The organism is Streptomyces glaucus (genome assembly GCF_039533365.1).
In the GTDB taxonomy this organism is placed as follows: Bacteria; Actinomycetota; Actinomycetes; order Streptomycetales; family Streptomycetaceae; genus Streptomyces; species Streptomyces glaucus.
Map to the genome: position 1 here is coordinate 139,617 of NZ_BAAATK010000006.1, position 23,990 is coordinate 163,606.

Below are 23,990 nucleotides of genomic sequence, written 5' to 3' on the forward strand. Positions count from 1 at the left end.
GTGAAACATGCGCATGTTTCACGTGAAACGAGGGCCGCCGCACCCACGCAGGTGCGGCGGCCCTCGGCGTATTGCCAGGCTCGTACGGCAGGATGGCGGCATGCCCAGCGCAGAATCGACGCAAGCGAGCGCACATGAGCCGGAGCCGGTGCGGCCGACCCAGGAGGACGAGGTCGCCGCACGCGGCAGTGAGCTGATCGGCGGCCCTCTCGGTCGGCACGCCCTGCTCGGAACGTCCTGGTGGACGCCCGTGCGGGTGGTCGCGCTCGTGGCGATCGGCGTGTTCGCCCTCGGCCTGGTCCAGAAGGCGCCCTGCTACAACGGCGCCTGGTTCTTCGGCGCCAGCTCGCAGTACACGCACGCCTGCTACTCGGACATCCCCCACCTCTACCAGGGACGCGGTTTCGCCGACGGGCTGGTGCCCTATTTCGACCGGCTTCCCGGTGACATGCAGTACCTCGAGTACCCGGTGCTGACCGGCGTGTTCATGGAGGTGGCCGCCTGGCTGACACCCGGCAGCGGAAGCATCCAGGACCAGGAGCAGTGGTACTGGATGGTCAACGCCGGGATGCTCATGGTGTGCACGGCCGTCATCGCCGTCTGTGTGACCCGCACGCACGCCCGGCGCCCCTGGGACGGTCTGCTGGTCGCCCTGGCGCCCGCCTTCGCCCTGACCGCGACGATCAACTGGGATCTGCTGGCGGTCGCTCTGACGGCTGCGGCGATGCTGATGTGGTCGCGGGGGCGTTCCCTCGCCTTCGGCGTGCTGCTGGGGCTCGCCACGGCCGCCAAGCTCTATCCCTTCCTGCTGCTCGGTCCCCTGCTGGTGCTGTGCTGGCGGGCCGGGAAGTGGCGGGAGTACGGGACGGCTCTCGGAGGCGCGGTCGTCGCCTGGCTCGTGGTGAACGCGCCGGTCATGCTCTTCGCCTTCGAGGGCTGGTCGAAGTTCTACACCTTCAGCCAGGAACGGGGCGTCGACTTCGGTTCCTTCTGGCTGATCCTGGCCCAGAACTCCACCGACCCGCTCAGCACCGACACCGTCAACACGCTCGCCACCCTGCTGATGCTGCTGTGCTGCGCGGGCGTCGCGGCACTCACGCTGACCGCCCCCCGGCGTCCGCGCTTCGCGCAACTGGCCTTCCTGATCGTCGCGGCGTTCATCCTCACCAACAAGGTGTACTCGCCGCAGTACGTGCTGTGGCTCGTGCCGCTGGCCGCGCTGGCCCGCCCGAAGTGGCGGGACTTCCTGATCTGGCAGGCGTGCGAGGTGGCGTACTTCCTGGGCATCTGGATGTACCTGGCGTACACGACCAGCGGTGACGCCCACAAGGGCCTGCCCACCGACGGCTACCACTGGGCGATCGGCGTGCACCTGCTGGGGACGCTGTACCTGTGCGTCGTGGTGGTCCGCGACATCCTCATGCCGGAGCAGGACGTGGTGCGCCGGTCCGGCGACGACGACCCCTCGGGGGGTGTGCTCGACGGCGCGGAGGACGTCTTCGTGCTGGGCGCGGCCGCCACCCGTTCCGAGCGGGACGCGGTCCACTTCGACGGGCCCAAGGTCGAGCGGGGTGCGCGGAGGGCGAACGACGGTTCGCCCTGAGCGAACGACGGGCCGGCGGACCAAGGCCGTGGCGGCGACCGGGGCACGGGAGCCGCGACGACCGGATCGCGCGTGTCACGTCGGCCAGATCCGGGGCGCCCCGCCGGTCGGATCCCGCGCACGGCGCCGGCCGGGGGAGCACGAGGAAGGCCCGTACACGGGAGAACCGTGTACGGGCCTTGTCGTGTCGCCCCCGGTCAGCGGTCGACGAGCCGGTCGTACTGCGTGGTGGTGTGCCGCAGGTGGGCCACCAGCTCCTCGCCGACCTTCGGCTCCGGCGCGTCCGCGGGCACGAACAGGATCGAGACCTGCATGTGCGGCGGCTCCGCGAACCAGCGCTGCTTGCCGCCCCAGACGAACGGGGAGAGGTTCCGGTTGACCGTGGCGAGGCCCGCGCGGGCGACGCCCTTGGCGCGCGGCATGACGCCGTGCAGGGCCTTGGGGGCCTCCAGGCCCACCCCGTGCGAGGTGCCGCCCGCGACGACCACCAGGAAACCGTCGGAGGCCGCCTTCTGCTGCCGGTAGCCGAAGCGCTCGCCCTTGGCCACGCGCGTGACGTCCAGGACCGAGCCGCGGTACTCGGTGGCCTCGTGGTCGCCCAGCCACAGCCGGGTGCCGATGCGGGCGCGGAAGCGGGTCTGCGGGAACTGCTGCTGCAGCCGGGCCAGGTCCTCGGCCTTGAGGTGGCTGACGAACATCGTGTGCAGCGGCAGCCGGGCGGCGCGCAGCCGGTCCATCCAGCCGATGACCTCCTCGACGGCGTCGGAGCCGTCGGTGCGGTCCAGCGGCAGATGGATGGCGAAGCCCTCCAGCCGGACGTTCTCTATGGCGGCGTGCAACTGCGGCAGGTCCTGCTCGCTGATCCCGTGCCGCTTCATCGAGGACATCACCTCGATGACCACGCGGGCGCCCACGAGGCCGTACACGCCGTCGACCGACGACACCGAGCGGACGACCCGGTCGGGCAGCGGCACGGGCTCCTCGCCGCGCCGGTACGGCGTCAGCACCAGCAGGTCACCGCTGAAGAAGTCCTTGATGCGTGCGGCCTCGTACGTGGTGCCCACGGCGAGGATGTCCGCGCCCAGTCGCGTGGCCTCCTCCGCCAGCCGCTCGTGCCCGAAGCCGTAGCCGTTGCCCTTGCAGACCGGGACGAGCCCCGGGAACTGCTCCTGCACGTGCTTGTGGTGCGCCCGCCAGCGCGCGGTGTCGACGTAGAGCGTGAGCGCCATGGCCGGACCTGGAACCTTTCTCGTGGCTGCGGTGTGTCAAAGGGGTGGGAGCTGTCGGGGTGATGGACGGCGCTGCGGGAGAACGAACGGCGTCGTCAGCGGCGCGACATGTAGATGTCGAGCGCCTTGTGGAGCAGCTTGTTCAGCGGGAAGTCCCACTCGCCGAGGTACTCGGCGGCCTGGCCGCCCGTGCCCACCTTGAACTGGATCAGGCCGAAGAGGTGATCGGTCTCGTCCAGCGAGTCGGAGATGCCGCGCAGGTCGTAGACGGTGGCGCCGAGCGCGTAGGCGTCGCGCAGCATCCGCCACTGCATCGCGTTCGAGGGGCGGACCTCCCGGCCGATGTTGTCGGAGGCGCCGTAGGAGTACCAGACGTGCCCGCCGACGATCAGCATCGTCGCCGCCGACAGGTTCACGCCGTTGTGGCGGGCGAAGTACAGCCGCATGCGGTTGGGGTCCTCGCTGTTGAGGGCCGTCCACATGCGCTGGAAGTACGACAGCGGGCGGGGCCGGAACTTGTCGCGCACCGCCGTGATCTCGTACAGCCGCTGCCATTCCGCCAGGTCCTGGTAGCCGCCCTGGACGACCTCGACGCCGGCCTTCTCGGCCTTCTTGATGTTGCGGCGCCACAGCTGGTTGAAGTTCTTGTGGACCTCTTCCAGGGAGCGGTTGGCCAGCGGCACCTGGTAGACGTAGCGGGGCTGGACGTCGCCGAAGCCGGCGCCGCCGTCCTCGCCCTGCTGCCAGCCCATGCGGCGCAGCTTGTCGGCCACCTCGAAGGCGCGGGGCTCGATGAAGTCGGCCTCCAGGTCGCGCAGACGCTTCACGTCCGGGTCCTGGATGCCCTTCTTGATGGTGTTGGCCTCCCAGCGCCGGATGATCACCGGCGGGCCCATCTTGACCGAGAAGGCGCCCTGCTGCTTGAGGTGCGCCAGCATCGGCTCGATCCACTCCTGGAGGTTCGGCGCGAACCAGTTGATGACCGGGCCCTCGGGCAGGTACGCGAGATAGCGCTTGATCTTGGGCAGCTGACGGTAGAGGACCAGACCCACGCCGACCAGCTCGCCGGTCCGGTCGTCGAACCAGCCGAGGTTCTCCGAGCGCCATTCCGCCTTGACGTCCGCCCAGGCCGGGACCTGCATGTGGCTCGCCGACGGCAGGCTCTGGATGTAGGCCAGATGCTGCTCGCGACTGATGGTCCTCAGGGTCAGGCTCATTCGGGGCGCTCCTCGGGCTGGTGTGTCCCCATGGATACAGGGGCTCCGGCTCTCGCGCCGAAGCCTACTGCGCCTCGCGGGCGCCCCGACTGGGCGTACGGCACCTTACGCCCCGGCCTGCCGGTGGCCGGGGCGTTGCGCGGTGCTGTGGACGGTGCGGGAGGGACGGTGTCCGTGGCGTCAGTCGACGAGCCCACCGAAGAGGCCGCCGTGCGCCATGCCCAGGAAGAAGCCGACCCCCGCGGCGCCCAGACCCAGGATCAGGCCGAAGCGTTCGCGGGTCGTCTCCGAGATCCACTGGCCGTACGCGCCGGTGACGATGCCCACCAGGCCGGTCCAGGAGCTCAGCAGGTGCAGGCCGTCGTCGACCAGCGCCGTGACGAACGCCGTGATGCCCAGGACCAGGGTCACCGCGAGCAGGGTGTCCTGGAGGGGGTGGGGTTTGCCGTCCGTGGCGAAAAGGCCGCCGGCGGCATTGGGCCGCATTGCCTGTGCCATAGGGCACCTCCTGCGAGAGGCGGCGCATCGTAGCGCCGTACACACCCGATGCGTACAGATTGACGGCCTTCGCGACCGGATTTCAACCGGAAGCCGCCGTGCGGGTACTCTGTACCGTCTGCACCGGTGTCTGCCCGGGCGTGGCCGGGAGAGGGCCGGAACCCTTCCGGGCCACCTGGGGAAACCGCCGACCGACCCCGATTGTCAGTGGCGGCCGATACCGTTGCGTACGCATCACAACCCTCCTGCCACGGAACGACCGTGGCCGTTGAGTCCAGAGGAGGTGGGTTCCACATGCGTCACTACGAGGTGATGGTCATCCTCGACCCCGATCTCGAGGAGCGCGCTGTCTCCCCGCTGATCGAGAACTTCCTTTCCGTCGTCCGTGACGGTGGCGGAAAGGTCGAGAAGGTCGACACCTGGGGCCGTCGTCGTCTCGCGTACGAGATCAAGAAGAAGCCCGAGGGCATCTACTCGGTCATCGACCTGCAGGCCGAGCCTGCGGTCGTCAAGGAGCTCGACCGCCAGATGAACCTGAACGAGTCGGTTCTCCGGACCAAGGTCCTCCGCCCCGAGACCCACTGAGCCCTCCCGCTCAGCTGATCCCGGGACTCGAGTAGCACCACCAGCAGCCAGCAGCAAACCCGCCGAGAGGTTCCCCCATGGCAGGCGAGACCGTCATCACGGTCATCGGCAATCTTGTCGACGACCCCGAGCTGCGCTTCACCCCGTCCGGTGCGGCCGTCGCGAAGTTCCGTGTCGCGTCCACCCCCCGCACCTTCGACCGCCAGACCAATGAGTGGAAGGACGGCGAGAGCCTCTTCCTGACCTGCTCGGTCTGGCGCCAGGCGGCGGAGAACGTCGCCGAGTCGCTCCAGCGAGGCATGCGCGTCATCGTGCAGGGCCGGCTGAAGCAGCGGTCCTACGAGGACCGTGAGGGCGTCAAGCGCACGGTCTACGAGCTGGACGTCGAGGAAGTCGGCCCCAGCCTGCGCAACGCCACGGCCAAGGTCACCAAGACCACCGGTCGCGGTGGCCAGGGCGGTTACGGCGGTGGCGGCAACCAGGGCGGCGGCTGGGGCGGCGGCTCCGGCGGCGGCCAGCAGGGCGGTGCCCCCGCCGACGACCCGTGGGCGACCGGCGCTCCCGCCGGTGGCAACCAGGGCGGCGGCTGGGGCGGCGGCTCCGGCGGCGGTGGCGGCTACTCGGACGAGCCCCCCTTCTAGGCCCTCGAGCCGGGCCCTCGGGTCCGGCCGGGTCGGGAGTGGGGCGCACCCCAACTTCTTGATCACACAGGAGAAACACCATGGCGAAGCCGCCTGTGCGCAAGCCGAAGAAGAAGGTCTGCGCGTTCTGCAAGGACAAGGTCACGTACGTGGACTACAAGGACACGAACATGCTGCGGAAGTTCATTTCCGACCGCGGCAAGATCCGTGCCCGCCGCGTGACCGGCAACTGCACCCAGCACCAGCGTGACGTCGCCACGGCCGTGAAGAACAGCCGTGAGATGGCGCTGCTGCCCTACACCTCCACCGCGCGCTAAGGGAAGGGTGACCGACTCATGAAGATCATCCTCACCCACGAGGTCTCCGGCCTCGGCGCTGCGGGCGACGTCGTCGAGGTCAAGGACGGCTACGCTCGCAACTACCTGATCCCGCGGAAGTTCGCGATCCGCTGGACCAAGGGCGGCGAGAAGGACGTCGAGCAGATCCGCCGTGCTCGCAAGATCCACGAGATCCAGACCATCGAGCAGGCCAACCAGATCAAGGCCCAGCTCGAGGGCGTCAAGGTCCGCCTGGCCGTCCGCGCCGGCGACGCCGGTCGTCTCTTCGGTTCCGTCACCCCGGCCGACATCGCCTCGGCGATCAAGGACGCCGGTGGCCCCGAGGTCGACAAGCGCCGCATCGAGGTCGCCACGCCGATCAAGACCCTGGGCGCCCACGAGACGTCCGTGCGTCTGCACCCCGAGGTTGCCGCCAAGGTCAACATCGAGGTCGTCGCCGCCTGACGCAGCGCTCGGCTGGAACAGCCGGGGGAACCCGGCTGGAACCGCTGTGAGAAGGGGCCGCACCCACTGGTGTGCGGCCCCTTTTCGCGTGCTCGCCGGACGGGCGATGCCGGTGGGGCGGGTGCCGGGTACCGGTCCGCACGGCCCGTGAGGGCCGCCTGTTCCGCGCGGATGCTTCTCCTCCTGTCGGGGAGGGATGCATGTTTCACGTGGAACGGTCAGCGCGTCGCACCCGTGACGATCCAGCGGCCCGATCGTGTACGCAGCCACAGGGTCAGCAGGCGCACCGCCATCATCAGCGCCATGGCCGCCCAGAGTGCGGTGAGTCCGCCGCCGAGCGTCGGGACGAGCAGCGCCACGGGGGTGAAGACGGCCAGGGTGACCAGCATCGCCCAGGCGAGGTACGGTCCGTCGCCCGCGCCCATCAGGACGCCGTCCAGAACGAAGACGACGCCGGAGATCGGCTGGGAGAGTGCCACCACGATCAGTGCGGGGAGGGCTGCGTTCTTCACCAGGGAGTCGCTCGTGAAGAGCGGCAGGAAGACCGGACGGGCCACCACGACCAGGACGCCGAGCACGACTCCGACCGCTGTGCCCCATTCCACCATGCGGCGGCAGGCGTCCCGCGCGCCTTGTGCGTCGCCCGCCCCCAGACAGCGGCCGATGATGGCCTGCCCCGCGATGGCGATGGCATCGAGGGCGAAGGCGAGCAGACTCCACAGCGACAGAATGATCTGGTGTGCGGCGACGTCGGCGTCGCCGAGGCGGGCCGCGACAGCCGTTGCGATCATCAGGATCGCCCGGAGCGAGAGGGTACGGACCAGCAGCGGCACACCGGCCTGGGCGGAGGCCCTGATCCCGGCGGCGTCGGGCCGCAGAGAGGCACCGTGCCGGCGTGCTCCGCGGACCACCACCACGAGATAGACGGCGGCCATGCCGCACTGGGCGATGACCGTGCCCCAGGCGGAACCGGCGATGCCGAGACCGGCGCCGTAGACGAGCCCGGCGTTGAGGGCGGCGTTGGCGATGAAGCCCGCCACCGCGACGTAGAGCGGCGTCTTCGTGTCCTGGAGCCCGCGCAGGACGCCTGTGGCGGCGAGCACGACGAGCATGGCCGGAATGCCGAGCGCGGAGATCCGCAGATAGGTCGTGGCGTAGGGGGCCGCGGTGTCCGAGGTGCCGAAGAGGCTCACCAGGGCCGGCGCCGTGGGGAGGACGACGGCGATGACGGCGGCGCCGAGCAGGAGGGCGAGCCAGATGCCGTCCATTCCTTGACGGATGGCGGCTTGCAGCTCGCCCGCGCCGACGCGCCGGGCGACGGCCGCCGTGGTGGCGTAGGCGAGGAAGACGAAGATGCTGACGGCTGTTGTCAGCAGGGCCGAGGCGACGCCGAGTCCGGCGAGCTGCGCGGTGCCGAGATGGCCGACGATCGCGCTGTCGGCCAGAACGAAGAGGGGCTCGGCGACGAGTGCGCCGAAGGCCGGGACGGCCAGCGCGACGATCTCTCGGTCATGCTGTCGACGTACGGACCGGGAGCGCGCGGGAGCCTGTCTCATGGCCGCCAATCTAGTCGTCCACAGGTAAGAAGTGCAAAGCCTTTTTGACTCTTACTGTCTGTCGTGCTGTGGATGCTTCCGCATGTTGTCCACAGTGATCTTGAGCCGACTGGGAAAGTTTTTCTTCTGCACAGCCGGTGGATGGTAAACCAGCAGCTCAGAGTGGTTGTCCAGGAAAGATCGAGGTCTTGTTCACAGGGCTGTCCACTGGCTTGTGCACAGGTTTCACGGGGTTCTCCACAGCATCTGGGCCGTTGTCCACACGGCCTGTGGATAACCAGATTGGCTGACGGTGCCGACGGGCCTACCGTGGTCCGGCGCCCGCTCCCTGCACAGGCTCTGAAGCCACCGCAAAACCGACGTGCTGCAAGCGGAGTTGGGCCTCTTGGTTGTCAGTGCCGTGCCGTAGAAAAGAGGGCACGGCGAGGTCCGCTCGGCGGACGGGAGGAGGTGGCTCGGTGAGCATTTCCGAGCCCTTGGACGAGCCGTGGGCCGACAGCGGGCCCAGTGATCGTCTGCCCGCCTCCCGGTGGCGCGGCAACGGAACCCGAAGCCGTGACGAACAGCACGACCGGGGCCCGGACAGCGGCGCGTGGGACGGCGCCGGCCCGTCGTTCGAGCGGGTACCGCCGCAGGACATCGAGGCCGAACAGTCCGTCCTCGGCGGCATGCTCCTGTCCAAGGACGCGATCGCCGACGTCGTGGAGATCCTCAAGGGCCACGACTTCTACAAGCCGGCCCACGAGACGATCTACCAGGCGATCCTCGACGTGTACGCCAGGGGCGAGCCGGCCGACCCCATCACCATCGCCGCCGAGCTGACCAAGCGCGGCGAGATCAACAAAGTCGGCGGCGCGGCGTATCTGCACACGCTCGTCCAGACCGTTCCGACGGCGGCGAACGCGGCGTACTACGCCGAGATCGTCCATGAGCGTGCCATCCTGCGCCGCCTGGTCGAGGCGGGCACGCGCATCACACAGATGGGATACGCGGCGGACGACGACGTCGACGAGATCGTCAACCGCGCCCAGGCCGAGATCTACGCGGTCACCGAGCAGCGCACCAGCGAGGACTACCTGCCGCTCGGCGACATCATGGAGGGCGCTCTCGACGAGATCGAGGCGATCGGCTCGCGCAGCGGCGAGATGACCGGTGTGCCCACCGGTTTCACGGACTTCGACTCGCTCACCAACGGTCTGCACCCGGGCCAGATGATCGTCATTGCCGCGCGTCCCGCCATGGGCAAGTCGACGCTCGCGCTGGACTTCGCGCGAGCGGCGGCGATCAAGCACAATCTGCCGAGCGTCATCTTCTCGCTCGAAATGGGGCGCAACGAGATCGCGATGCGTCTGCTGTCCGCCGAGGCGCGGGTCGCCCTGCACCACATGCGGTCCGGCACGATGACCGACGAGGACTGGACGCGCCTGGCCCGCCGGATGCCGGACGTCTCGGCCGCGCCGCTCTACATCGACGACTCCCCGAACCTGTCGATGATGGAGATCCGCGCCAAGTGCCGCCGGCTCAAGCAGCGCAACGACCTGAAACTGGTGGTCATCGACTACCTCCAGCTGATGCAGTCCGGCGGCTCCAAGCGCGCCGAGAGCCGCCAGCAAGAGGTCTCGGACATGTCCCGTAACCTCAAGCTGCTCGCCAAGGAGCTGGAGATCCCGGTCATCGCGCTCTCGCAGCTGAACCGCGGCCCCGAGCAGCGCACCGACAAGAAGCCGATGGTCTCCGACCTGCGTGAGTCCGGCTCCATCGAACAGGACGCCGACATGGTCATCCTGTTGCACCGCGAGGACGCCTACGAGAAGGAGTCGCCGCGCGCGGGTGAGGCCGACCTGATCGTCGCCAAGCACCGGAACGGCCCGACGGCGACGATCACGGTCGCCTTCCAGGGGCACTACTCGCGGTTCGTGGACATGGCGCAGACCTGAGCGACTGGACCGCCGCCTGCGGGAAAACGGCTCGACGAGGGACGCACGGCCGGGTGGACTGGAATCATGACGACACCTCAGGAAGAGCTGCTGCCGAGCACCCGCCGCGCACTGCTGCACCGGATCGCCGTCGCCCAGGCCGAGGGGCGTGCGCCGTCGCTGGTCGCCGCGGTCGTACGGGACGGACGGACCGTGTGGCAGGGAGCCCGTACCTCGGTGGACGGACACGGACCGGACGAGAACGTGCAGTACCGGATCGGCTCGATCACCAAGACCTTCACGGCCGTTCTCGTGCTGAGGCTCCGGGACGAGGGGGTGCTCGACCTCGGTGACCCGTTGGAGAAGCATCTGCCGGGCACCGGTGTGGGTGAGGCGACCATCGCGGAACTGCTCGCACACACCGGAGGGCTGGCGGCCGAGTCGCCCGCGCCGTGGTGGGAACGGACCCCGGGGGCCCTGCGCCCGGAACTCGCCGACGTCCTGGGCAAGCAGCCTCGGCTGCACCCGGTGGGCCGCCGCTTCCATTACTCGAATCCCGGCTATGCGCTGCTGGGGGCGTTGGTCGAGCGGCTGCGCGGCGCGCCCTGGGAGGACGTCCTGCGCCGGGAAGTACTGGAACCCCTGGGCCTGGACCGTACGAGTCCGCGGCCGCAGGCGCCGCACGCCGGCGGCTGGGCGGTGCATCCGTGGGCCGATGTGCTGCTGCCCGAGCCGGCGGAGGACCTGGGGCGGATGGCTTCCGCCGGCCAGCTCTGGTCCACGACCGGCGACCTGGCGCGGTTCGCCGTCTTCCTGACGCACGGCGACGACCGGGTGCTCGGCGTGGAGACGGTACGGGAGATGAGGGCGCCCGCGGCGCCGGTCGAGGCGACGGATGTCGCGGACGGGGTGTCCTACGGCCTCGGGCTGCAGATCCAGCACCGGGACGGGCGGCTGCTCGTGGGGCACTCCGGGTCGTTGCCGGGCTTTCTGGCCGGCCTCACCATCAGCGTGGCGGACGATGTGGCTGCGGTGGTGCTGGCCAACTGCACCTCGGGGCCTCCGGTGTCGGCGGTGAGCGCCGATCTGGTCCGCATCGTCGCCGAGGCCGAGCCGCGGATTCCGGAGCCGTGGCGACCGCTGCCCGCAGTCGATCCATCCGTTCTGGAGTTGGCCGGGCAGTGGTACTGGGGGACGTACGCGTTCGGGCTGCGGCTGACGTCCGACGGAGGCCTGTCGCTGGAGCCCTTGTCCGGGAACGGCCGGCGTTCGCGCTTCCGGGCGAACGGCGACGGCACCTGGACCGGTCTGGAGGGCTACTACGCCGGAGAGCTGCTGCAGGCCGTACGGCACCCGGACGGGACCGTGAGCCATCTCGACCTCGGGTCGTTCGTGTTCACACGTCAGCCGTACGACGAGGGAGCGCCTGTACCGGGTGGGGTCGATCCCGAGGGGTGGCGCGGTATCGGTTAGGCAGCGGTATGCGTACGGGCCTTCGTTTCACGTGAAACGAAGGCCCGTACGCATACTCACAGCGGGAGTTTGAAGCCGACGTGCGACGGTGTGAAACCGAGCCGTTCGTAGAAGCGGTGGGCGTCGGTGCGGGTGTTGTCCGAGGTCAGCTGGACCAGTTGGCACTCGTGACGCCGGGACTCGTCGATCGCCCACCGGATGAGCTGTGTTCCCAGGCCGCTGCCACGCTCATCGGCGTGAATCCGCACCCCTTCGATGATCGATCTGGTGGCGCCGCGCCGGGACAGCCCGGGAACGATCGTGAGCTGGAGGGTGCCGACGACGCGGCCGGCACGGACCGCGACGACCAGATGCTGGTTCGGGTCGGCGCTGATCCGCTCCAGTGCGGCCAGGTACGGGGTGAGGTCGTCCGGTGACTCGCGCTGTGCGCCCAAGGGGTCGTCAGCGAGCATGCCGACGATCGCGGGAAGATCGTCGGCGACGGCTGCGCGTATCTCAAGATCGGCCATGTCCGCACCCTACGCGGGCATCGGCGCCTTCAACGTCTCCACGGCTCGGACCAGCGGGGCCAGGTCGGGATTCTTGGCGGCCTCGTCGAGGGCTTCCCGCAGGGCGGTGTCGTTGGTGGGCCGTGCCTCCGCCAGGAGCTTCAGGCCCGTCTCGGTGACGTTGGTGTAGATGCCGCGGCGGTCGGTGGGGCACAGGTAGCGCTCCAGCAGGCCCCGGTCCTCGAGCCGGGTGACCAGGCGTGTCGTGGCGCTCTGGCTGAGAACGACCGCGTCGGCGACCTGCTTCATCTGCAGATGGCCCCCGTCGCCGTCGTGCTGGCGGCTGAGCACGTCCAGCAGGGAGTACTCGCGCACGCTCAGGTCGTGCTTCGCCTGCAGGGCGCGCTCGATGTGGGCCTCGATCCTCCCGTGCAGCAGGGAGAGGGCGCACCAGCCCTGGGCGAGGGCGGTGAGCGCGGGGTCCGTCGCTGTCATTGGCGTTTCCTCCGTCCCGGGGCAGCTGATACCAGGATAGAGCAGGGGCGCAATAGTCTCTGGTTGCATGTATCCCGCGTCTGCAACTATTGTTGGCGCAGCAAAAGAGCTACTGCAACCGTTTGGGAAGGTGTACCCCTATGCCTCTCGCGCTTCTGGCCCTCGCGATCGGGGCCTTCGGGATCGGAACGACCGAGTTCGTGATCATGGGCTTGCTGCCCGAGGTCGCGGGCGACTTCGGGGTCTCCATTCCCACTGCCGGCTTCCTGGTGACCGGCTATGCCCTCGGCGTCATGTTCGGTGCCCCGCTGATGACCGTGCTCGGCACCAAGATCTCCCGCAAGCGGATGCTGATGCTGCTGATGGGCCTGTTCATCGCGGGCAATCTGCTGTCCGCCTTCGCTCCGGCCTTCGCCGTCATGCTGATCGGCCGCGTGGTCGCCTCCCTCGCCCACGGCGCGTTCTTCGGCATCGGCTCGGTCGTCGCGGCCGACCTGGTCGCCCCGGACAAGAAGGCCGGCGCGATCGCCATGATGTTCACCGGCCTGACCGTCGCCAATGTCATCGGTGTGCCGCTGGGCACGCTCGTCGGACAGTCCGTCGGCTGGCGCGTCACCTTCGGTATCGTCGCGGCCCTCGGCGTCATCGGCCTGGCGGGCATCGCCAAACTGGTTCCCGACATGCCCAAGCCGGAGGGCGTGCGACTGCGGCACGAACTGGCCGCCTTCAAGAACGTCCAGGTCCTGCTGGCCATGGCGATGACCGTGCTCGGCTTCGGTGGTGTCTTCGCGGCCATCACCTACATCGCGCCGATGATGACCCACGTCGCCGGCTTCGCCGACGGCTCGGTCACCTGGCTGCTGGTCCTCTTCGGGCTCGGCATGGTCGGCGGCAATCTCGTCGGCGGCCGGTTCGCCGACCGTGCCCTGATGCCCATGCTGTACATCTCCCTCGGCGCCCTCGCCCTCGTGCTCGCGCTCTTCACCGTCACCGCGCACGACAAGATCGCGTCAGCCGTGTCCATCGCGCTGATCGGCGCCCTCGGCTTCGCCACCGTCCCGCCGCTGCAGAAGCGCGTCCTCGACCAGGCGCACGGTGCCCCGACGCTGGCCTCGGCCGTGAACATCGGCGCCTTCAACCTCGGCAACGCGCTGTCCGCCTGGCTCGGCGGCCTCGTCATCGCCGCCGGTCTCGGCTACACCGCCCCGAACTGGGTCGGTGCCATCCTCGCCGCGGCCGCGCTGGTCCTGGCCGTCCTCTCGGCCGCTCTCGAACGGCGCGACAACGCGCCCAGCGCGGTCGTCGCGGGTTCCGTGCCCGCCGACCAGCGGACCGTGGTCCACCACTGAGCCCGGGACCGTCTTCCACCCGGACCCCAGCCACCGCTGGAGCAGGACCGCATCCGGTACCGGGCCGCGGAACCGGCTCCGGTACCGGGCCACAGCACCGGTCCCACCGGACACCGGGCTGACGGGCGCGAGGCCAGGGCCGTCCCCGCGTCCGGCAGCCGGGCACCGCCTCGACATCCGGCGAGGCACAGCACCATCACGTATCGATCAAGGAGAGAACCTCCCATGAGCACCACCACCGCCGTCGCCCCGCTGACGATCCAGGACGCCGAGATCCTCGTCACCGCGGCCCGCCGTGCCGCCGAGACCGCCGGAGTCCCGGTCAGTGTCACCGTCCTGGACGCCGGGGGCCACCTGCTGGCCTTCCGGCGGGACGACCGGGCGGTGCTGATCTCCGGGGAGACCAGCACCCGCAAGGCCTACACGGCACTCCAGCTGAACGCGCCCACCGCCGACCTCGTCGACACGGTGCAGCCGGGCGGTCTCTTCCACACCCTGCCCACCGCGCTCGACCGGCCGCTGCTCTTCATCGCGGGTGGCGTGCCGGTCCGCCGTGACGGCCGGCTGATCGGCGCGATCGGTGTCGGCGGTGGCGCTCCGGAGCAGGACCACGCCTTCGCCGTGGCCTCCGTGGAGACCCTGGCCTGACGCCACTCGCGTTCTCGCGCACGCCGGTTCCCGACCGCCCTCGGGAACCGGCGTCGTCGTACGCGGCGAGCGGCAGGCTCCGGGGTGTCAGCCCGCGGCCACCGTCAGGGGAGCGAACCGCCGGGTCCAGTCCCCGGGCAGCTCCGTGATGCCGTAGGTCATGACCGCGTTGAAGGCGACGGACCTCAGACCGCGCTCCTTCGCCCAGCTCAGCAGTTCCTCGTGCCGTACGTCGATGTCGGTGCGCAACGGACGGTCGGTATGGGCGGCGAGCGAGGCGAGCAGCGCCTTCGCCGTCTCCGTGTCGCGGGCGATCAGCGGCCCCACGACATGTGTGTCCATGTTGGGCCAGGCGGCCGTGTATCCGGTGATCCGGCCTCGGTCCTCGGCGACGCGCAGCTGATCGGCGAAGGCGGGCAGTCGCGTGATGATGTGCGTGCGGTCGACGCCGAACACTTCCTCGTCGAGCCGGAGGATCGCGGGAAGGTCCTCCGCGGTGGCCGCCCGTGTGGCGGTCCGGGGCGTCGGCTCCTCGGGCGTGAAGCGTCCGCGCAGCATTTCCGCCCGGCCGGTGACCTTGAAGCCGAGTTCCTCGTAGAGCGGCCGCCCGTACGGTGTCGAGTGCAGGGTCAGCGGTGTGGTGCCCATGGCCGCGACGATCTGGCGCATCAGCCGGCGTCCCACACCCTGACGGGCATGCCGTTCGGCGACCAGCACCATCCCGACGGCCGCGAGGTCGGGGTGCTCCTGCGGCCCGTACTCGGTGACCACGCAGGCGCCGACGAGGCCCCCGTCGGGGTCGTCGATGCCGTAGCCCTTCCCGGCCGTGAGGAGGAGGCTCCATTTGTGCTCCTCGCGCGGCCACCCCCGGTTCTCGGACAAGTCGGCGCAGGCGGTGAGATCGCGAAGTGTCAGACGGCGGATGGGCAGAGAGGCGAGGGAAGGAGTCGGCACGCAGGTCAGGCTGTCCGAAGAGAGCCCTTGGCGTCCACCTGTTTCACAGGAGACATACGGCCTTTTGGCCATGCCGTGGCCGGGCGTACAGCGTGCGGACAGCTGCCGGGTGTTTCACGTGAAACATCGGGGAGCGGCCGGCGCCCGGCGGCCTCCTTCCGGTGGCTCGGGCCGGAGGCAGCCCCGGGGCGCCGGGAGGATCAGCCGTATGCCCCTGACGGAGCGTGGAGCGCCTGGCAGCCGACGGACCTGATGATTCGTGTCGTGCCCGTACAGGTGGCCCGGGCGAGGGCTTGTGCGCGAGGCAACGGACGGTAGGGCCGATCCCGGTATGGGGCTGGGGTGGGATGCGCACGGTACGGACAGGCGGAGCGATCCGTTCGCCGGGGACACGCCCTGCGGCCGAGGACGTGCACGGACCGGCCGGGGAATGCCCGGGGCGGGGCCGACCGTGGACACTCCGGCCGGCGACAGTGCCTCCGGCGGCAGGGGCGGCGGGTCCACGCCGCGCGGGAAACCGGCCGCGAAGCCGAGCGCTGCCTCCCGGTCTGCGGTCAGCCCAGATCAGGGGCGTGCATGGCCCGCACACCCTCGATGTTGCCGTCCAGGTAGTGCCGCAGCGACAGCGGCACGAGGTGGACGGAGGCGATGCCGACCCGGGTGAAGGGCACCCGTACGATCTCGTACTCGCCGACGGGCTGGTCGACCTCGGGGCCGTGCCGCAGGGAGGGGTCCATGGACTCCAGGCGGCAGACGAAGAAGTGCTGCACCTTGACTCCGGTCGCGCCGCCGTCCTCGCCGATGTGCTCCACGGTGTCCACGAAGCAGGGGACCACGTCGGTGATCTTGGCGCCGAGTTCCTCGTACACCTCGCGGTGCAGGGCGTGGACGACGGACGGATCCTCCGGCTCGACCCCGCCCCCGGGGGTGACCCAGTAGGGATCCAGGCCAGGCTTGGTGCGCTTGATCAGGATCAGGTCGTCGCCGTCCAGAAGAACGGCGCGGGCGGTGCGCTTGACCACGGGTCGGACGGTCATGGGTGAAATGTGGCCCGGCTGGTTCCACGTGAAACATCGCGAAACGTCACCGCCCGGGCCCTCAGGGTGAGGCCGCTCCCGTCTGGCTCAGCACCAGTCGGCGGCCGTGCGCCGCAGCCACTCATGGGCACGCGCGATGTGCGGCATCGCCAGCGTGCCGGTGCGCACCACCAGGAAGTACGTTCGCAGCGGCGGTACCGCCGGTTCGTGCAGGGCGACGACGTCCCCGCGCTCCAGAGCGGTCGCACACAGGTAGCGGGGCAGCACCGCGAGCCCGGCGCCGGCGATCGCGCAGGCGAGCACCGCGCGCAGGTCGGGGACGATGACGGTGCCCGGAGCGGCGGGGCAGGAATCGAAGACGGACGCCCAGTAGCGGGAGACGAGGGGCAGCGACTCGTGCACCTCGATCACCGGAATGTGTTCCAGAGAGGGCGCTTCGTCGAGGTGCGGCTTCCCGGAGTCGTTCTGCTTGGCCCAGCGCGGGGCGGCGACCAGCACATGCTCCTCGTCACAGAGCGGAGTCGCCGAGAGCAGCGCGCCGCGTGGCCGGGCCGTACTGATGACCAGATCGTGATGCCCGGCGGCCAGCCCCTCCAGAGTCTCCTCGGCGTTGCCGAAGGAGACGCGCAGGGCGAAGCCCTGTCCGTCCTCACCGGTGAGCTCGGTGAGCGCGGGCAGCGCGCGCTCGGCGGTGAACTCGGGAGGCCCGGCGAGATGCAGCGTCCGTAAGGAGGAGTCGTCGTCGAGCCCGCTCTGGGCGATCTCCGCCAGGGCGTCGAGGTGGGGGGCGGCCTTGTGGGCGAGTTCGTCGCCGATGGTCGTCGGCGTCACACCGCGGGCCTGCCGCAGGAACAGGGGCCGGCCCAGTTGCCGTTCCAGCGTGCGGATCTGTGAGGTGACGGCCGGCTGGGAGAGGCCGAGCAGGGCGGCGGCGCGAGTGAAGGAACCGGCCCGGTGCACGGTCACGAAGGTGCGCAGCAAGGCCAGATCCACGAAAACGACCTCCCCCTTCGGTGCTTCTGCCTCAGCTCCCCGGCTCGCGCCCAACTATAAATATGTCGATAGGCCTCTGTCCCTACGGTGATTGGACACTGACACAGAGTCAATTAGCCTTGGTGAAGCGGTTCTTCGCGCGCAGAACCGGGGACGGTCCGAGCCACGAGGGGGGAGGCTCGGACCGTCCGCCATGGGGACGGGAGCGATCCGGCGGTCAGTCCGCCGACTCGTCCAGTGCGCGCAGCAGGTCCGCCACCAGGTCCTCGGGGTCCTCGGCACCCACCGAGAGCCGGATGAAGCCCTCCGGCACCGCGTCGCCGCCCCAGCGTCCGCGCCGTTCGGCCGTGGACCGCACCCCGCCGAAGCTGGTCGCGTCGTCCACGAGGCGCAGCGCGTCGAGGAAGCGGTCGGCACGCGCGCGCGTGGGCAGGGTGAAGGACACCACACACCCGTAGCGCCGCATCTGCTGCGAGGCCACCTTGTGCGAGGGGTCCTCGGGCAGCCCCGGATAGCGCAGCCCGGTCACCTCGGGCCGTGCGCGCAGGGCCCGGGCGACGACCAGGGCGTTGGCGTTCTGCCGTTCGGCGCGCAGCTGGAGGGTGGCGATCGAGCGGTGCGCGAGCCAGGCCTCCATGGGTCCCGGAATCGCACCGACGATCTTGCGCCAGCGTCGTACGGCCGCCATGGCCTCGGCGTCGCGGCCGGTGACGTAACCCAGCAGGATGTCGCCGTGGCCGGTGAGCTGCTTGGTGCCGCTGGCCACGGAGAAGTCCGCGCCGAGCTCCAGCGGACGTTGCCCGAGCGGCGTGGCGAGAGTGTTGTCGACGGCGACCAGGGCACCCCGCGCGTGCGCCGCCTCGGCGAGTCGGCGTACGTCGCACACGTCCAGCCCGGGGTTCGACGGCGTCTCGATCCACAGCAGCTTCGCGCCGTCGAGGACGTCGAGCTGGGCATCACCGCCGGTCGGCGCCGTGCGCACCTCGACGCCGTACGCCTCCAGCTGGGCGCGCACCAGCGGCAGCACCTGGTAGCCGTCGGCGGGCAGTACGACCGTGTCCCCGGCGCGCAGCTGCGAGAAGAGCACCGAGGAGATCGCCGCCATGCCGGAGGCGAACACGAGCGTCTCGACGCCGTCCTGCCCGGGCGCCTCCAGCTCGCCGATGGCACGCTCGAGCAGGGTCCAGGTCGGATTCTCGTCGCGGCCGTAGGTGTACGGGCCGGTGGGGTCGCCCGGCAGGTGGAAGTGGGCGGCGAACACGGGGCCGGGCAGGGTCGGCTCGTGTTTCACCGGCTCGGGCAGCCCCGCCCGTACCGCGCGGGTGCCGTCACCGGCGCCCAGGAACCCGCTGCCTCCGCCGTCCGTAGCGGAATCGCTCATGCCGCCCGTCCTTCCACTTGCTCGCGTATCGCGGCGAGCAGTCCGATGCTCGCCTCCTCCACCATCTCAAGACACTCGTCGAAGCCTTCACGGCCCCCGTAGTAAGGGTCCGGCACATCGAGGTCGTGGCCGGGCGACGGGTGGGCGTAGGACCGCAGCAGCCGCACCTTCTCCGCGTCCTGCTCCGTGGGCGCGAGACGGCGCAGGGCCCTGAGGTGACCGGAGTCGAGGGCGACGACGAGGTCGAGACGGGAGAACCAGGACGGCTGGAACTGCCGGGCCGTGTGGTCGATGGTGTAGCCGTTCTCCTCCAGGACGGCCACGGTACGCGGATCGGCGCCCTCACCCTCGTGCCAGCCGCCCGTACCGGCGCTGTCGACCTCGACCAGGGCGTCGAGCCCGGCCTCCGCCACCCGCGCGCGGAAGACGGCCTCGGCCATCGGGGAACGGCAGATGTTGCCGGTGCAGACGAAGCAGACGCGGTAGGTCATCGGTATCAGTCCTTGTCGGGCAGGACGACGTGGAGGGCCCAGGAGACGATCGAGATGATCAGGCCGCCCACGACGGCGGTCCAGAACCCCTCGACGTGGAAGCTCAGGTCGAGCTTGTCGGCCAGCCACGAGGTCAGCAGCAGCATGAGCGCGTTCACCACCAGGGTGAACAGGCCCAGCGTCAGGACGAGCAGCGGCAGGCTCAGCAGCCGCACGACCGGCTTGACCAGGAAGTTCACCAGGCCGAAGAGCAGCGCGACGAGGATCAGCGTACCGGCCTTCCTGCCCGTGCCGTCCCCGGTCAGGGTGATCTTGTCGAGCAGCCAGACGGCGACCGCCAGCGCACCGGCGTTGGCGATCGTCTTGACTACGAAATTCATCATGTGTCTGATCGTGGCAGACCAGGATCGGTACGAGCAGTGAGGCGAGGGCGGACGAGGCGATGAAGGCATTCCGGCTGGACGAACTGGAGGCGGAGCGCGCCGCCAACGACGGGGCGTATCTCCAGTTCCTGCGGGAGCGGAACATGTCGGTCGGCCTGTACGCCCTCGACGCGGGCGAGCACGATCCGCAGAAGCCGCATGAGCAGGACGAGGTGTACTTCGTCGTGAGCGGCCGGGCCTCGCTCACCGTCGGCCTGGAGACCACCCAGGTGGCGCGTGGCAGCGTGGTGTACGTGCCGGCCGGGGTCGCCCACAAGTTCCACCACATCAGCGAGGACCTGCGGGTGCTCGTCGTGTTCTCCCCGCCCGAGGGCTGAGCCGCCCCTCGGGGTTCCCTAGGGGACCGGTCAGGGGAGGACAAGGGACGCGAGGTCCCCGGCCGACGCCCTGCCGGCCCTAGCATCGAGTGCAGGAAGCAGCGGAACCGCCGAGCTTCGGAAGCACCGACACAACCCGGCACAGCGCGGGCGGAGAGGTAAGGACGAGGGCGATGCGAGAGATCTTCGCGGGACTGCCGTGGTGGGTGAAGTGGATCGCGGTGCCGCTCATCGCCCTGCTCGTGTTCGGCGGGCTGATCGCCAGCGTGGTCGGCTTCGTGGTCAAGCTGCTGTTCAAGCTGCTGCTCTTCGTGGCCCTGGTCGGCGGTCTGATCTACGTCGTACGCAAGTTCACGTCGAGTTCCTCGTCGCGCGGCGACTGGTGAGCCGCGGGGGAGCCGGTGACGGGCGTCGCCGGTTCCCCCGGCCGGGGGAAGTTTCCCGAGCGAGCCGTATACGAGTGGTGACGGACGGTTAGAGTCCGGAAATCCACGCGGGGGTCCCCCACCCCTCGCGGGCGGCGTACACCCCTACCCGTGTTCTTCGCACGGGCCGGCTCCTCGCGCTCGGGAGTGCCCCTTGGCCACCGCTCACCTCGCACCCGCAGACCCCCGCACCCCCCACACGGCCCCCCGGACCCCGGCCTCCTCCCGGGGAGACCGGGCCCGGCACTCCGAGCGGCCCGCGCCCCCCGCGCCGCCCCCGGGAACCCTCATCGGATCCGTCCAGCGCGCGATGCGTCTCCTGGAGCGCGTCGCCGAGCACCCGCACGGGGCCCCCGCCAAGCAGCTGGCCCGCGAGACCGGGCTGGCGCTGCCCACCGCCTACCACTTGCTGCGCACCCTCGTGCACGAGGGCTGTCTGCGCCGCGAGAAGGGACTGTTCTTCCTCGGCGAGGCGGCCGTACGGCTGGGCGGCAGCGCGGCTTGGCAGAAACGTCGCAGCACGGTCGCGGACACGCTCGCCGGCTGGCGGGATGTGATCGGCGCGCCCCTGTACTACGCGATGTACCGGGACGGCGAGATCGAGGTCGTGTGCGTCTCCGACACTCCGGGCAACCCGGCCGTCGAGGAGTGGGCGGACTTCCGCGAGACCGGGCACGCGCACGCCGTCGGACAGTGCCTGCTGGCGCAGCTGGACGAGGAGGCGCGCCGCGACCACCTCGACCGCCATCCGGTGCGTCCCCTCACGCCGTACACGGTGCGTGACGAAAGCACTCTGCTGAAGCGCCTGGAGCAATTGAGGCGTATGGAACCAGTGATCGAACGACAGGAGTACGCCCTGGGAACGGTGTGCGCCGCGATCCCGGTCACGGTCGGCGCCACGGCCGCCACCCTCGCCCTCTCCCTCCCCGTTCACCAGGCGGAACGTCTGATGCCGGCGGTGCGGCAGTTGCAGGAGGAGATGGGGCGGCTGCTGGGGTCGCTCACCCTCTCTATCAGTATCTGAAAACTCACTCCTTGTGATCTGGCGTGCACGTTCAGCAAGATGCACAAGTATCAGAGGTTGATTCCCGGCCAGTCGACGGCGAATGACGGGGTAGGCAATGCAAGAGTCCGTGCAGGCAGAGGTCATGATGAGCTTTCTCGTCTCCGAGGAGCTCTCTTTCCGCATTCCGGTGGAGTTGCGGTACGAGACCTGTGATCCCTACGCCGTGCGGCTGACCTTTCACCTGCCCGGCGACGCCCCGGTGACCTGGGCTTTCGGGCGAGAACTGCTGATCGACGGAGTGGGCCGGCCGTGCGGGGACGGCGATGTGCGCATTTCACCCGTCGAACCCGAGCCGCTGAGCGAGGTCCTGATCCGGCTCCAGGTCGGCAGCGACCAGGCGCTGTTCCGCTCCTCCGCGGCGCCTCTGGTCGCCTTCCTCGACCGCACCGACAAGCTGGTGCCCCTGGGACAGGAAGGTTCCCTCGCCGACTTCGACGCCCACCTCGACGAGGCGCTGGACCGCATCCTGGCGGAGGAGCAGAGCGCGGGCTGAAGCGTCGCGTCGGGCGATACGGCGTTGGCGTAACGCTTCGCCAGCCGGCGGCCGGGGCGGGAGCCGCCGGACGAGGGCGGGCAGGATCGATTCCCCGGACCTTGGCGAGGTTCCCCGGCCCCTGCGAGACTCCCCGGACCCCGGTGGAGAGCGCCGGTCCCCCGCCGCATACGTCACCGCTTGCGGCGCCGCCCCCTGCCTCCGCCCCGGGCCGGAGCCGGTACGGTCCCCGCCGTCTCCGGCCCGGGCCGGTCGGCCGAGACCACCAGGGCGGCGAGGGCGGTGGTGACCGGCACCGACGCCACCAGCCCGATCGAGCCGACCAGCGTCCGGACGATCTCCTCCGCGACCAGCTCGCTGTTGGCGACCGTGCCCACGCTGCTCTGCGCGATGGAGAACAGCAGCAGCAGCGGCAGCGCGGCACCGGCGTACGCGAGGACGAGCGTGTTGACCACGGACGCGATGTGGTCGCGGCCGATGCGGATGCCCGCCCGGTACAGCCCGCGCCAGCCCATCGACGGGTTGGCCGCGTGCAGCTCCCACACCGCCGACGTCTGCGTGACCGTCACGTCGTCCAGGACGCCGAGCGAACCGATGATGACGCCGGCCAGCAGCAGACCGCTCATGTCGATCGTCGGATAGAGGCCGTGGATCAGACCGGTGTTGTCGTCCGTGTTGCCGGTCAGCGCGGCCCAGCCGATGAAGAGCGAGCCCAGGACGCCGATCAGCAGCAGCGAGATCAGCGTGCCGAGCACCGCCACGGAGGTCCGGGCCGACAGGCCATGGCACAGGTACAGGGCGATCAGCATGATGGCGCTCGACCCGATCACCGCCACGACCAGCGGGTTCGAGCCCTGCAGGATGGCCGGCAGCATGAACAGGCTCAGCACCAGGAAGCTGATGGCCAGCGCGACCAGCGCCATGACGCCCCGCAGCCGCCCGACGACCACGACGGCGAGCGCGAAGACGCCGGCGAGCAGCGTCATCGGCATCCGGCGGTTCACGTCCGCCACCGAGTACTGCAGGTCCTTCGGCGCGGAGGGCTCGTAGGCGACCACGACCTCCTGTCCCTCGTGCAGCTGCCGCGACTGGTCGGGCTGCACGATCTCGGTGAACGTACGACCCTTGTCCTTGCCGGTGTCGACCCGGATCGTCGCCCTCTTGCAGGTACCGGTCGCCTGCTGCTGGGCGGAGGAGCCCTCGGCGGTGGACGTGTCGCCGGTCGGCGTGGGGCCGGAGGCGTTGACGGACGCGCAGCTCACCTCCTCGACGGTCGTGACCGTGGCCTGCTGCGTCTGCCGGTCGAACCCGACCCCGGTGCGCTCGTGCGGCGGCGCGCCGCCCGGCCACAGCACCGCGAGCCCGACCAGCACCGCCGCGGCGAACGGGATGAGAACCGCAGCGATGACCTTGCGCAGATGCTTGGACACGGGCGCCGCCGGGCCGTGGCTGTGACCGTGCCCGTGCGAGTGGCCGTATCCGTCACCACCGGGGCCGTGCCCGCCACCGTCCCCGGGACCGTGCCCGTGGCCGCCGTCATGGCCGGGCCCGCCGACGGCGGGCCCGGGGGCCGGACCGGGCGCGGGCCCGGCACCGAACCCCGGGGCGTATCCATGCCCGCCACCGGGACCCGGGCCGCGGTTCGGGCCGTCGCGTCCGGTCCCGCCGGAAGCAGGGCTGCCGCCACGGCCGGTGCCGCTTCCGGCGCCGTTGCCGCGGGGGGGTTCGGGCGGCGGGTAGGGGGGATGCTGCGTCGTGGTCACCGACCGATCATCGCAAGAACGAGAGGGGCCCTCTGTTCACCGCGCCCGAAGTGACGCTAGCGTGGAGGCACCTTTGTACACGCGGGAGCTCGGAGCACCGGGCTGAGAGGGCGCTGACCTCCGTCCCAGCGATGTTTCACATGAAAC

26 protein-coding genes are annotated in these 23,990 nt (G+C 70.1%); 13 read left to right on the top strand and 13 right to left on the bottom strand.

All coding sequences use genetic code 11. From position 1 onward, the window contains the following. Positions 1-100 precede the first annotated feature (100 nt). Positions 101-1,603, top strand: coding sequence for a glycosyltransferase family 87 protein (locus tag ABD363_RS06895; protein WP_344600669.1), 1,503 nt, complete (start codon positions 101-103; stop codon positions 1,601-1,603). 197 nt (positions 1,604-1,800) lie between these two features. Here ABD363_RS06895 and ABD363_RS06900 read toward each other — a convergent pair whose 3' ends face one another. From ABD363_RS06900 to ABD363_RS06910, 3 genes are all read right to left on the bottom strand, one after another. Beyond that, the gene (locus ABD363_RS06900) at positions 1,801-2,832 is read right to left on the bottom strand and encodes an alanine racemase (RefSeq protein WP_344600671.1); all 1,032 of its coding nucleotides are present in this window, start codon (positions 2,830-2,832) and stop codon (positions 1,801-1,803) included. A 95-nt stretch (positions 2,833-2,927) separates the two neighbouring features. Then, positions 2,928-4,049 (bottom strand): peptidoglycan bridge formation glycyltransferase FemX, encoded by a 1,122-nt coding sequence (gene femX / locus ABD363_RS06905; protein WP_344600673.1) that lies wholly within the window; start codon positions 4,047-4,049, stop codon positions 2,928-2,930. Between the two features lie 180 nt (positions 4,050-4,229). Further along, positions 4,230-4,547, bottom strand: coding sequence for a hypothetical protein (locus ABD363_RS06910; protein WP_344600675.1), 318 nt, complete (start codon positions 4,545-4,547; stop codon positions 4,230-4,232). A gap of 294 nt (positions 4,548-4,841) precedes the next feature. On the opposite strand from ABD363_RS06910, the gene rpsF reads away from it, so the two are divergent. The 4 genes from rpsF to rplI all read left to right on the top strand — a co-directional run bounded on the left by rpsF (position 4,842) and on the right by rplI (position 6,555). Beyond that, entirely contained in the window at positions 4,842-5,132 is a 291-nt protein-coding gene (gene rpsF / locus ABD363_RS06915) for a 30S ribosomal protein S6 (RefSeq protein ID WP_014673750.1), read from the top strand. A gap of 77 nt (positions 5,133-5,209) precedes the next feature. Then, the gene (locus ABD363_RS06920) at positions 5,210-5,773 is read left to right on the top strand and encodes a single-stranded DNA-binding protein (protein ID WP_344600677.1); all 564 of its coding nucleotides are present in this window, start codon (positions 5,210-5,212) and stop codon (positions 5,771-5,773) included. Between the two features lie 80 nt (positions 5,774-5,853). Next, positions 5,854-6,090, top strand: a complete 237-nt coding sequence (rpsR, locus tag ABD363_RS06925; RefSeq protein WP_003949403.1) for a 30S ribosomal protein S18 — start codon at positions 5,854-5,856, stop codon at positions 6,088-6,090. A gap of 18 nt (positions 6,091-6,108) precedes the next feature. Continuing rightward, the gene (gene rplI, locus ABD363_RS06930; RefSeq protein ID WP_344600679.1) at positions 6,109-6,555 is read left to right on the top strand and encodes a 50S ribosomal protein L9; all 447 of its coding nucleotides are present in this window, start codon (positions 6,109-6,111) and stop codon (positions 6,553-6,555) included. Positions 6,556-6,773: 218 nt separating this feature from the next. Here the strand turns inward: rplI and ABD363_RS06935 are convergent, their stop codons facing one another. Continuing rightward, positions 6,774-8,111 (bottom strand): MATE family efflux transporter, encoded by a 1,338-nt coding sequence (locus ABD363_RS06935; protein ID WP_344600681.1) that lies wholly within the window; start codon positions 8,109-8,111, stop codon positions 6,774-6,776. A 458-nt stretch (positions 8,112-8,569) separates the two neighbouring features. Between ABD363_RS06935 and dnaB the strand changes: the two genes are divergently transcribed. Further along, a complete protein-coding gene (dnaB, locus tag ABD363_RS06940) occupies positions 8,570-10,048 on the top strand; it encodes a replicative DNA helicase (RefSeq protein ID WP_344600683.1) in 1,479 nt (492 codons plus the stop codon). 66 nt (positions 10,049-10,114) lie between these two features. Next, on the top strand, positions 10,115-11,500 hold the full coding sequence (locus tag ABD363_RS06945) for a serine hydrolase domain-containing protein (protein ID WP_344600685.1): 1,386 nt from the start codon (positions 10,115-10,117) through the stop codon (positions 11,498-11,500). A 56-nt stretch (positions 11,501-11,556) separates the two neighbouring features. On the opposite strand, the gene ABD363_RS06950 is transcribed toward ABD363_RS06945, so the two are convergent. Both ABD363_RS06950 and ABD363_RS06955 read right to left on the bottom strand, forming a co-directional pair. Continuing rightward, on the bottom strand, positions 11,557-12,009 hold the full coding sequence (locus tag ABD363_RS06950) for a GNAT family N-acetyltransferase (RefSeq protein ID WP_344600687.1): 453 nt from the start codon (positions 12,007-12,009) through the stop codon (positions 11,557-11,559). A 9-nt stretch (positions 12,010-12,018) separates the two neighbouring features. After that, entirely contained in the window at positions 12,019-12,483 is a 465-nt protein-coding gene (locus tag ABD363_RS06955) for a MarR family winged helix-turn-helix transcriptional regulator (RefSeq protein WP_344600689.1), read from the bottom strand. A 140-nt stretch (positions 12,484-12,623) separates the two neighbouring features. On the opposite strand from ABD363_RS06955, the gene ABD363_RS06960 reads away from it, so the two are divergent. Continuing rightward, on the top strand, positions 12,624-13,832 hold the full coding sequence (locus ABD363_RS06960) for an MFS transporter (RefSeq protein WP_344600691.1): 1,209 nt from the start codon (positions 12,624-12,626) through the stop codon (positions 13,830-13,832). 225 nt (positions 13,833-14,057) lie between these two features. Further along, positions 14,058-14,480 (top strand): GlcG/HbpS family heme-binding protein, encoded by a 423-nt coding sequence (locus tag ABD363_RS06965; RefSeq protein WP_344600693.1) that lies wholly within the window; start codon positions 14,058-14,060, stop codon positions 14,478-14,480. An 87-nt stretch (positions 14,481-14,567) separates the two neighbouring features. Here the strand turns inward: ABD363_RS06965 and ABD363_RS06970 are convergent, their stop codons facing one another. The 6 genes from ABD363_RS06970 to ABD363_RS06995 form a co-directional block, all read right to left on the bottom strand. Further along, positions 14,568-15,434, bottom strand: a complete 867-nt coding sequence (locus ABD363_RS06970; RefSeq protein ID WP_344600695.1) for a GNAT family N-acetyltransferase — start codon at positions 15,432-15,434, stop codon at positions 14,568-14,570. Positions 15,435-15,988: 554 nt separating this feature from the next. Further along, the gene (locus ABD363_RS06975) at positions 15,989-16,471 is read right to left on the bottom strand and encodes an NUDIX domain-containing protein (RefSeq protein WP_344600697.1); all 483 of its coding nucleotides are present in this window, start codon (positions 16,469-16,471) and stop codon (positions 15,989-15,991) included. Between the two features lie 87 nt (positions 16,472-16,558). Beyond that, on the bottom strand, positions 16,559-17,464 hold the full coding sequence (locus tag ABD363_RS06980; protein ID WP_344600699.1) for a LysR family transcriptional regulator: 906 nt from the start codon (positions 17,462-17,464) through the stop codon (positions 16,559-16,561). Positions 17,465-17,681: 217 nt separating this feature from the next. Then, positions 17,682-18,845: a cystathionine gamma-lyase gene (locus tag ABD363_RS06985; RefSeq protein ID WP_344600701.1), complete on the bottom strand. Its 1,164-nt coding sequence runs from the start codon at positions 18,843-18,845 to the stop codon at positions 17,682-17,684. After that, entirely contained in the window at positions 18,842-19,336 is a 495-nt protein-coding gene (locus ABD363_RS06990; protein WP_344600703.1) for a low molecular weight protein-tyrosine-phosphatase, read from the bottom strand. Before ABD363_RS06990 ends, ABD363_RS06985 begins: the two co-directional genes overlap by 4 nt. A gap of 5 nt (positions 19,337-19,341) precedes the next feature. Beyond that, on the bottom strand, positions 19,342-19,719 hold the full coding sequence (locus ABD363_RS06995; protein WP_344600705.1) for a phage holin family protein: 378 nt from the start codon (positions 19,717-19,719) through the stop codon (positions 19,342-19,344). A gap of 59 nt (positions 19,720-19,778) precedes the next feature. Here ABD363_RS06995 and ABD363_RS07000 point away from each other — a divergent pair, with 59 nt between their 5' ends. The 4 genes from ABD363_RS07000 (at position 19,779) to ABD363_RS07015 (ending at position 22,080) form a co-directional block, all read left to right on the top strand. Next, a complete protein-coding gene (locus tag ABD363_RS07000) occupies positions 19,779-20,096 on the top strand; it encodes a cupin domain-containing protein (protein WP_344600707.1) in 318 nt (105 codons plus the stop codon). A gap of 173 nt (positions 20,097-20,269) precedes the next feature. After that, entirely contained in the window at positions 20,270-20,482 is a 213-nt protein-coding gene (locus ABD363_RS07005) for a DUF5326 family protein (RefSeq protein ID WP_344600709.1), read from the top strand. A gap of 349 nt (positions 20,483-20,831) precedes the next feature. Further along, positions 20,832-21,545, top strand: coding sequence for an IclR family transcriptional regulator (locus ABD363_RS07010; RefSeq protein ID WP_425577946.1), 714 nt, complete (start codon positions 20,832-20,834; stop codon positions 21,543-21,545). Positions 21,546-21,642: 97 nt separating this feature from the next. After that, positions 21,643-22,080 (top strand): SsgA family sporulation/cell division regulator, encoded by a 438-nt coding sequence (locus tag ABD363_RS07015; protein ID WP_344600711.1) that lies wholly within the window; start codon positions 21,643-21,645, stop codon positions 22,078-22,080. Positions 22,081-22,253: 173 nt separating this feature from the next. Here ABD363_RS07015 and ABD363_RS07020 read toward each other — a convergent pair whose 3' ends face one another. Continuing rightward, positions 22,254-23,843, bottom strand: coding sequence for a YibE/F family protein (locus ABD363_RS07020; RefSeq protein ID WP_344600713.1), 1,590 nt, complete (start codon positions 23,841-23,843; stop codon positions 22,254-22,256). Positions 23,844-23,990: the final 147 nt, after the last annotated feature.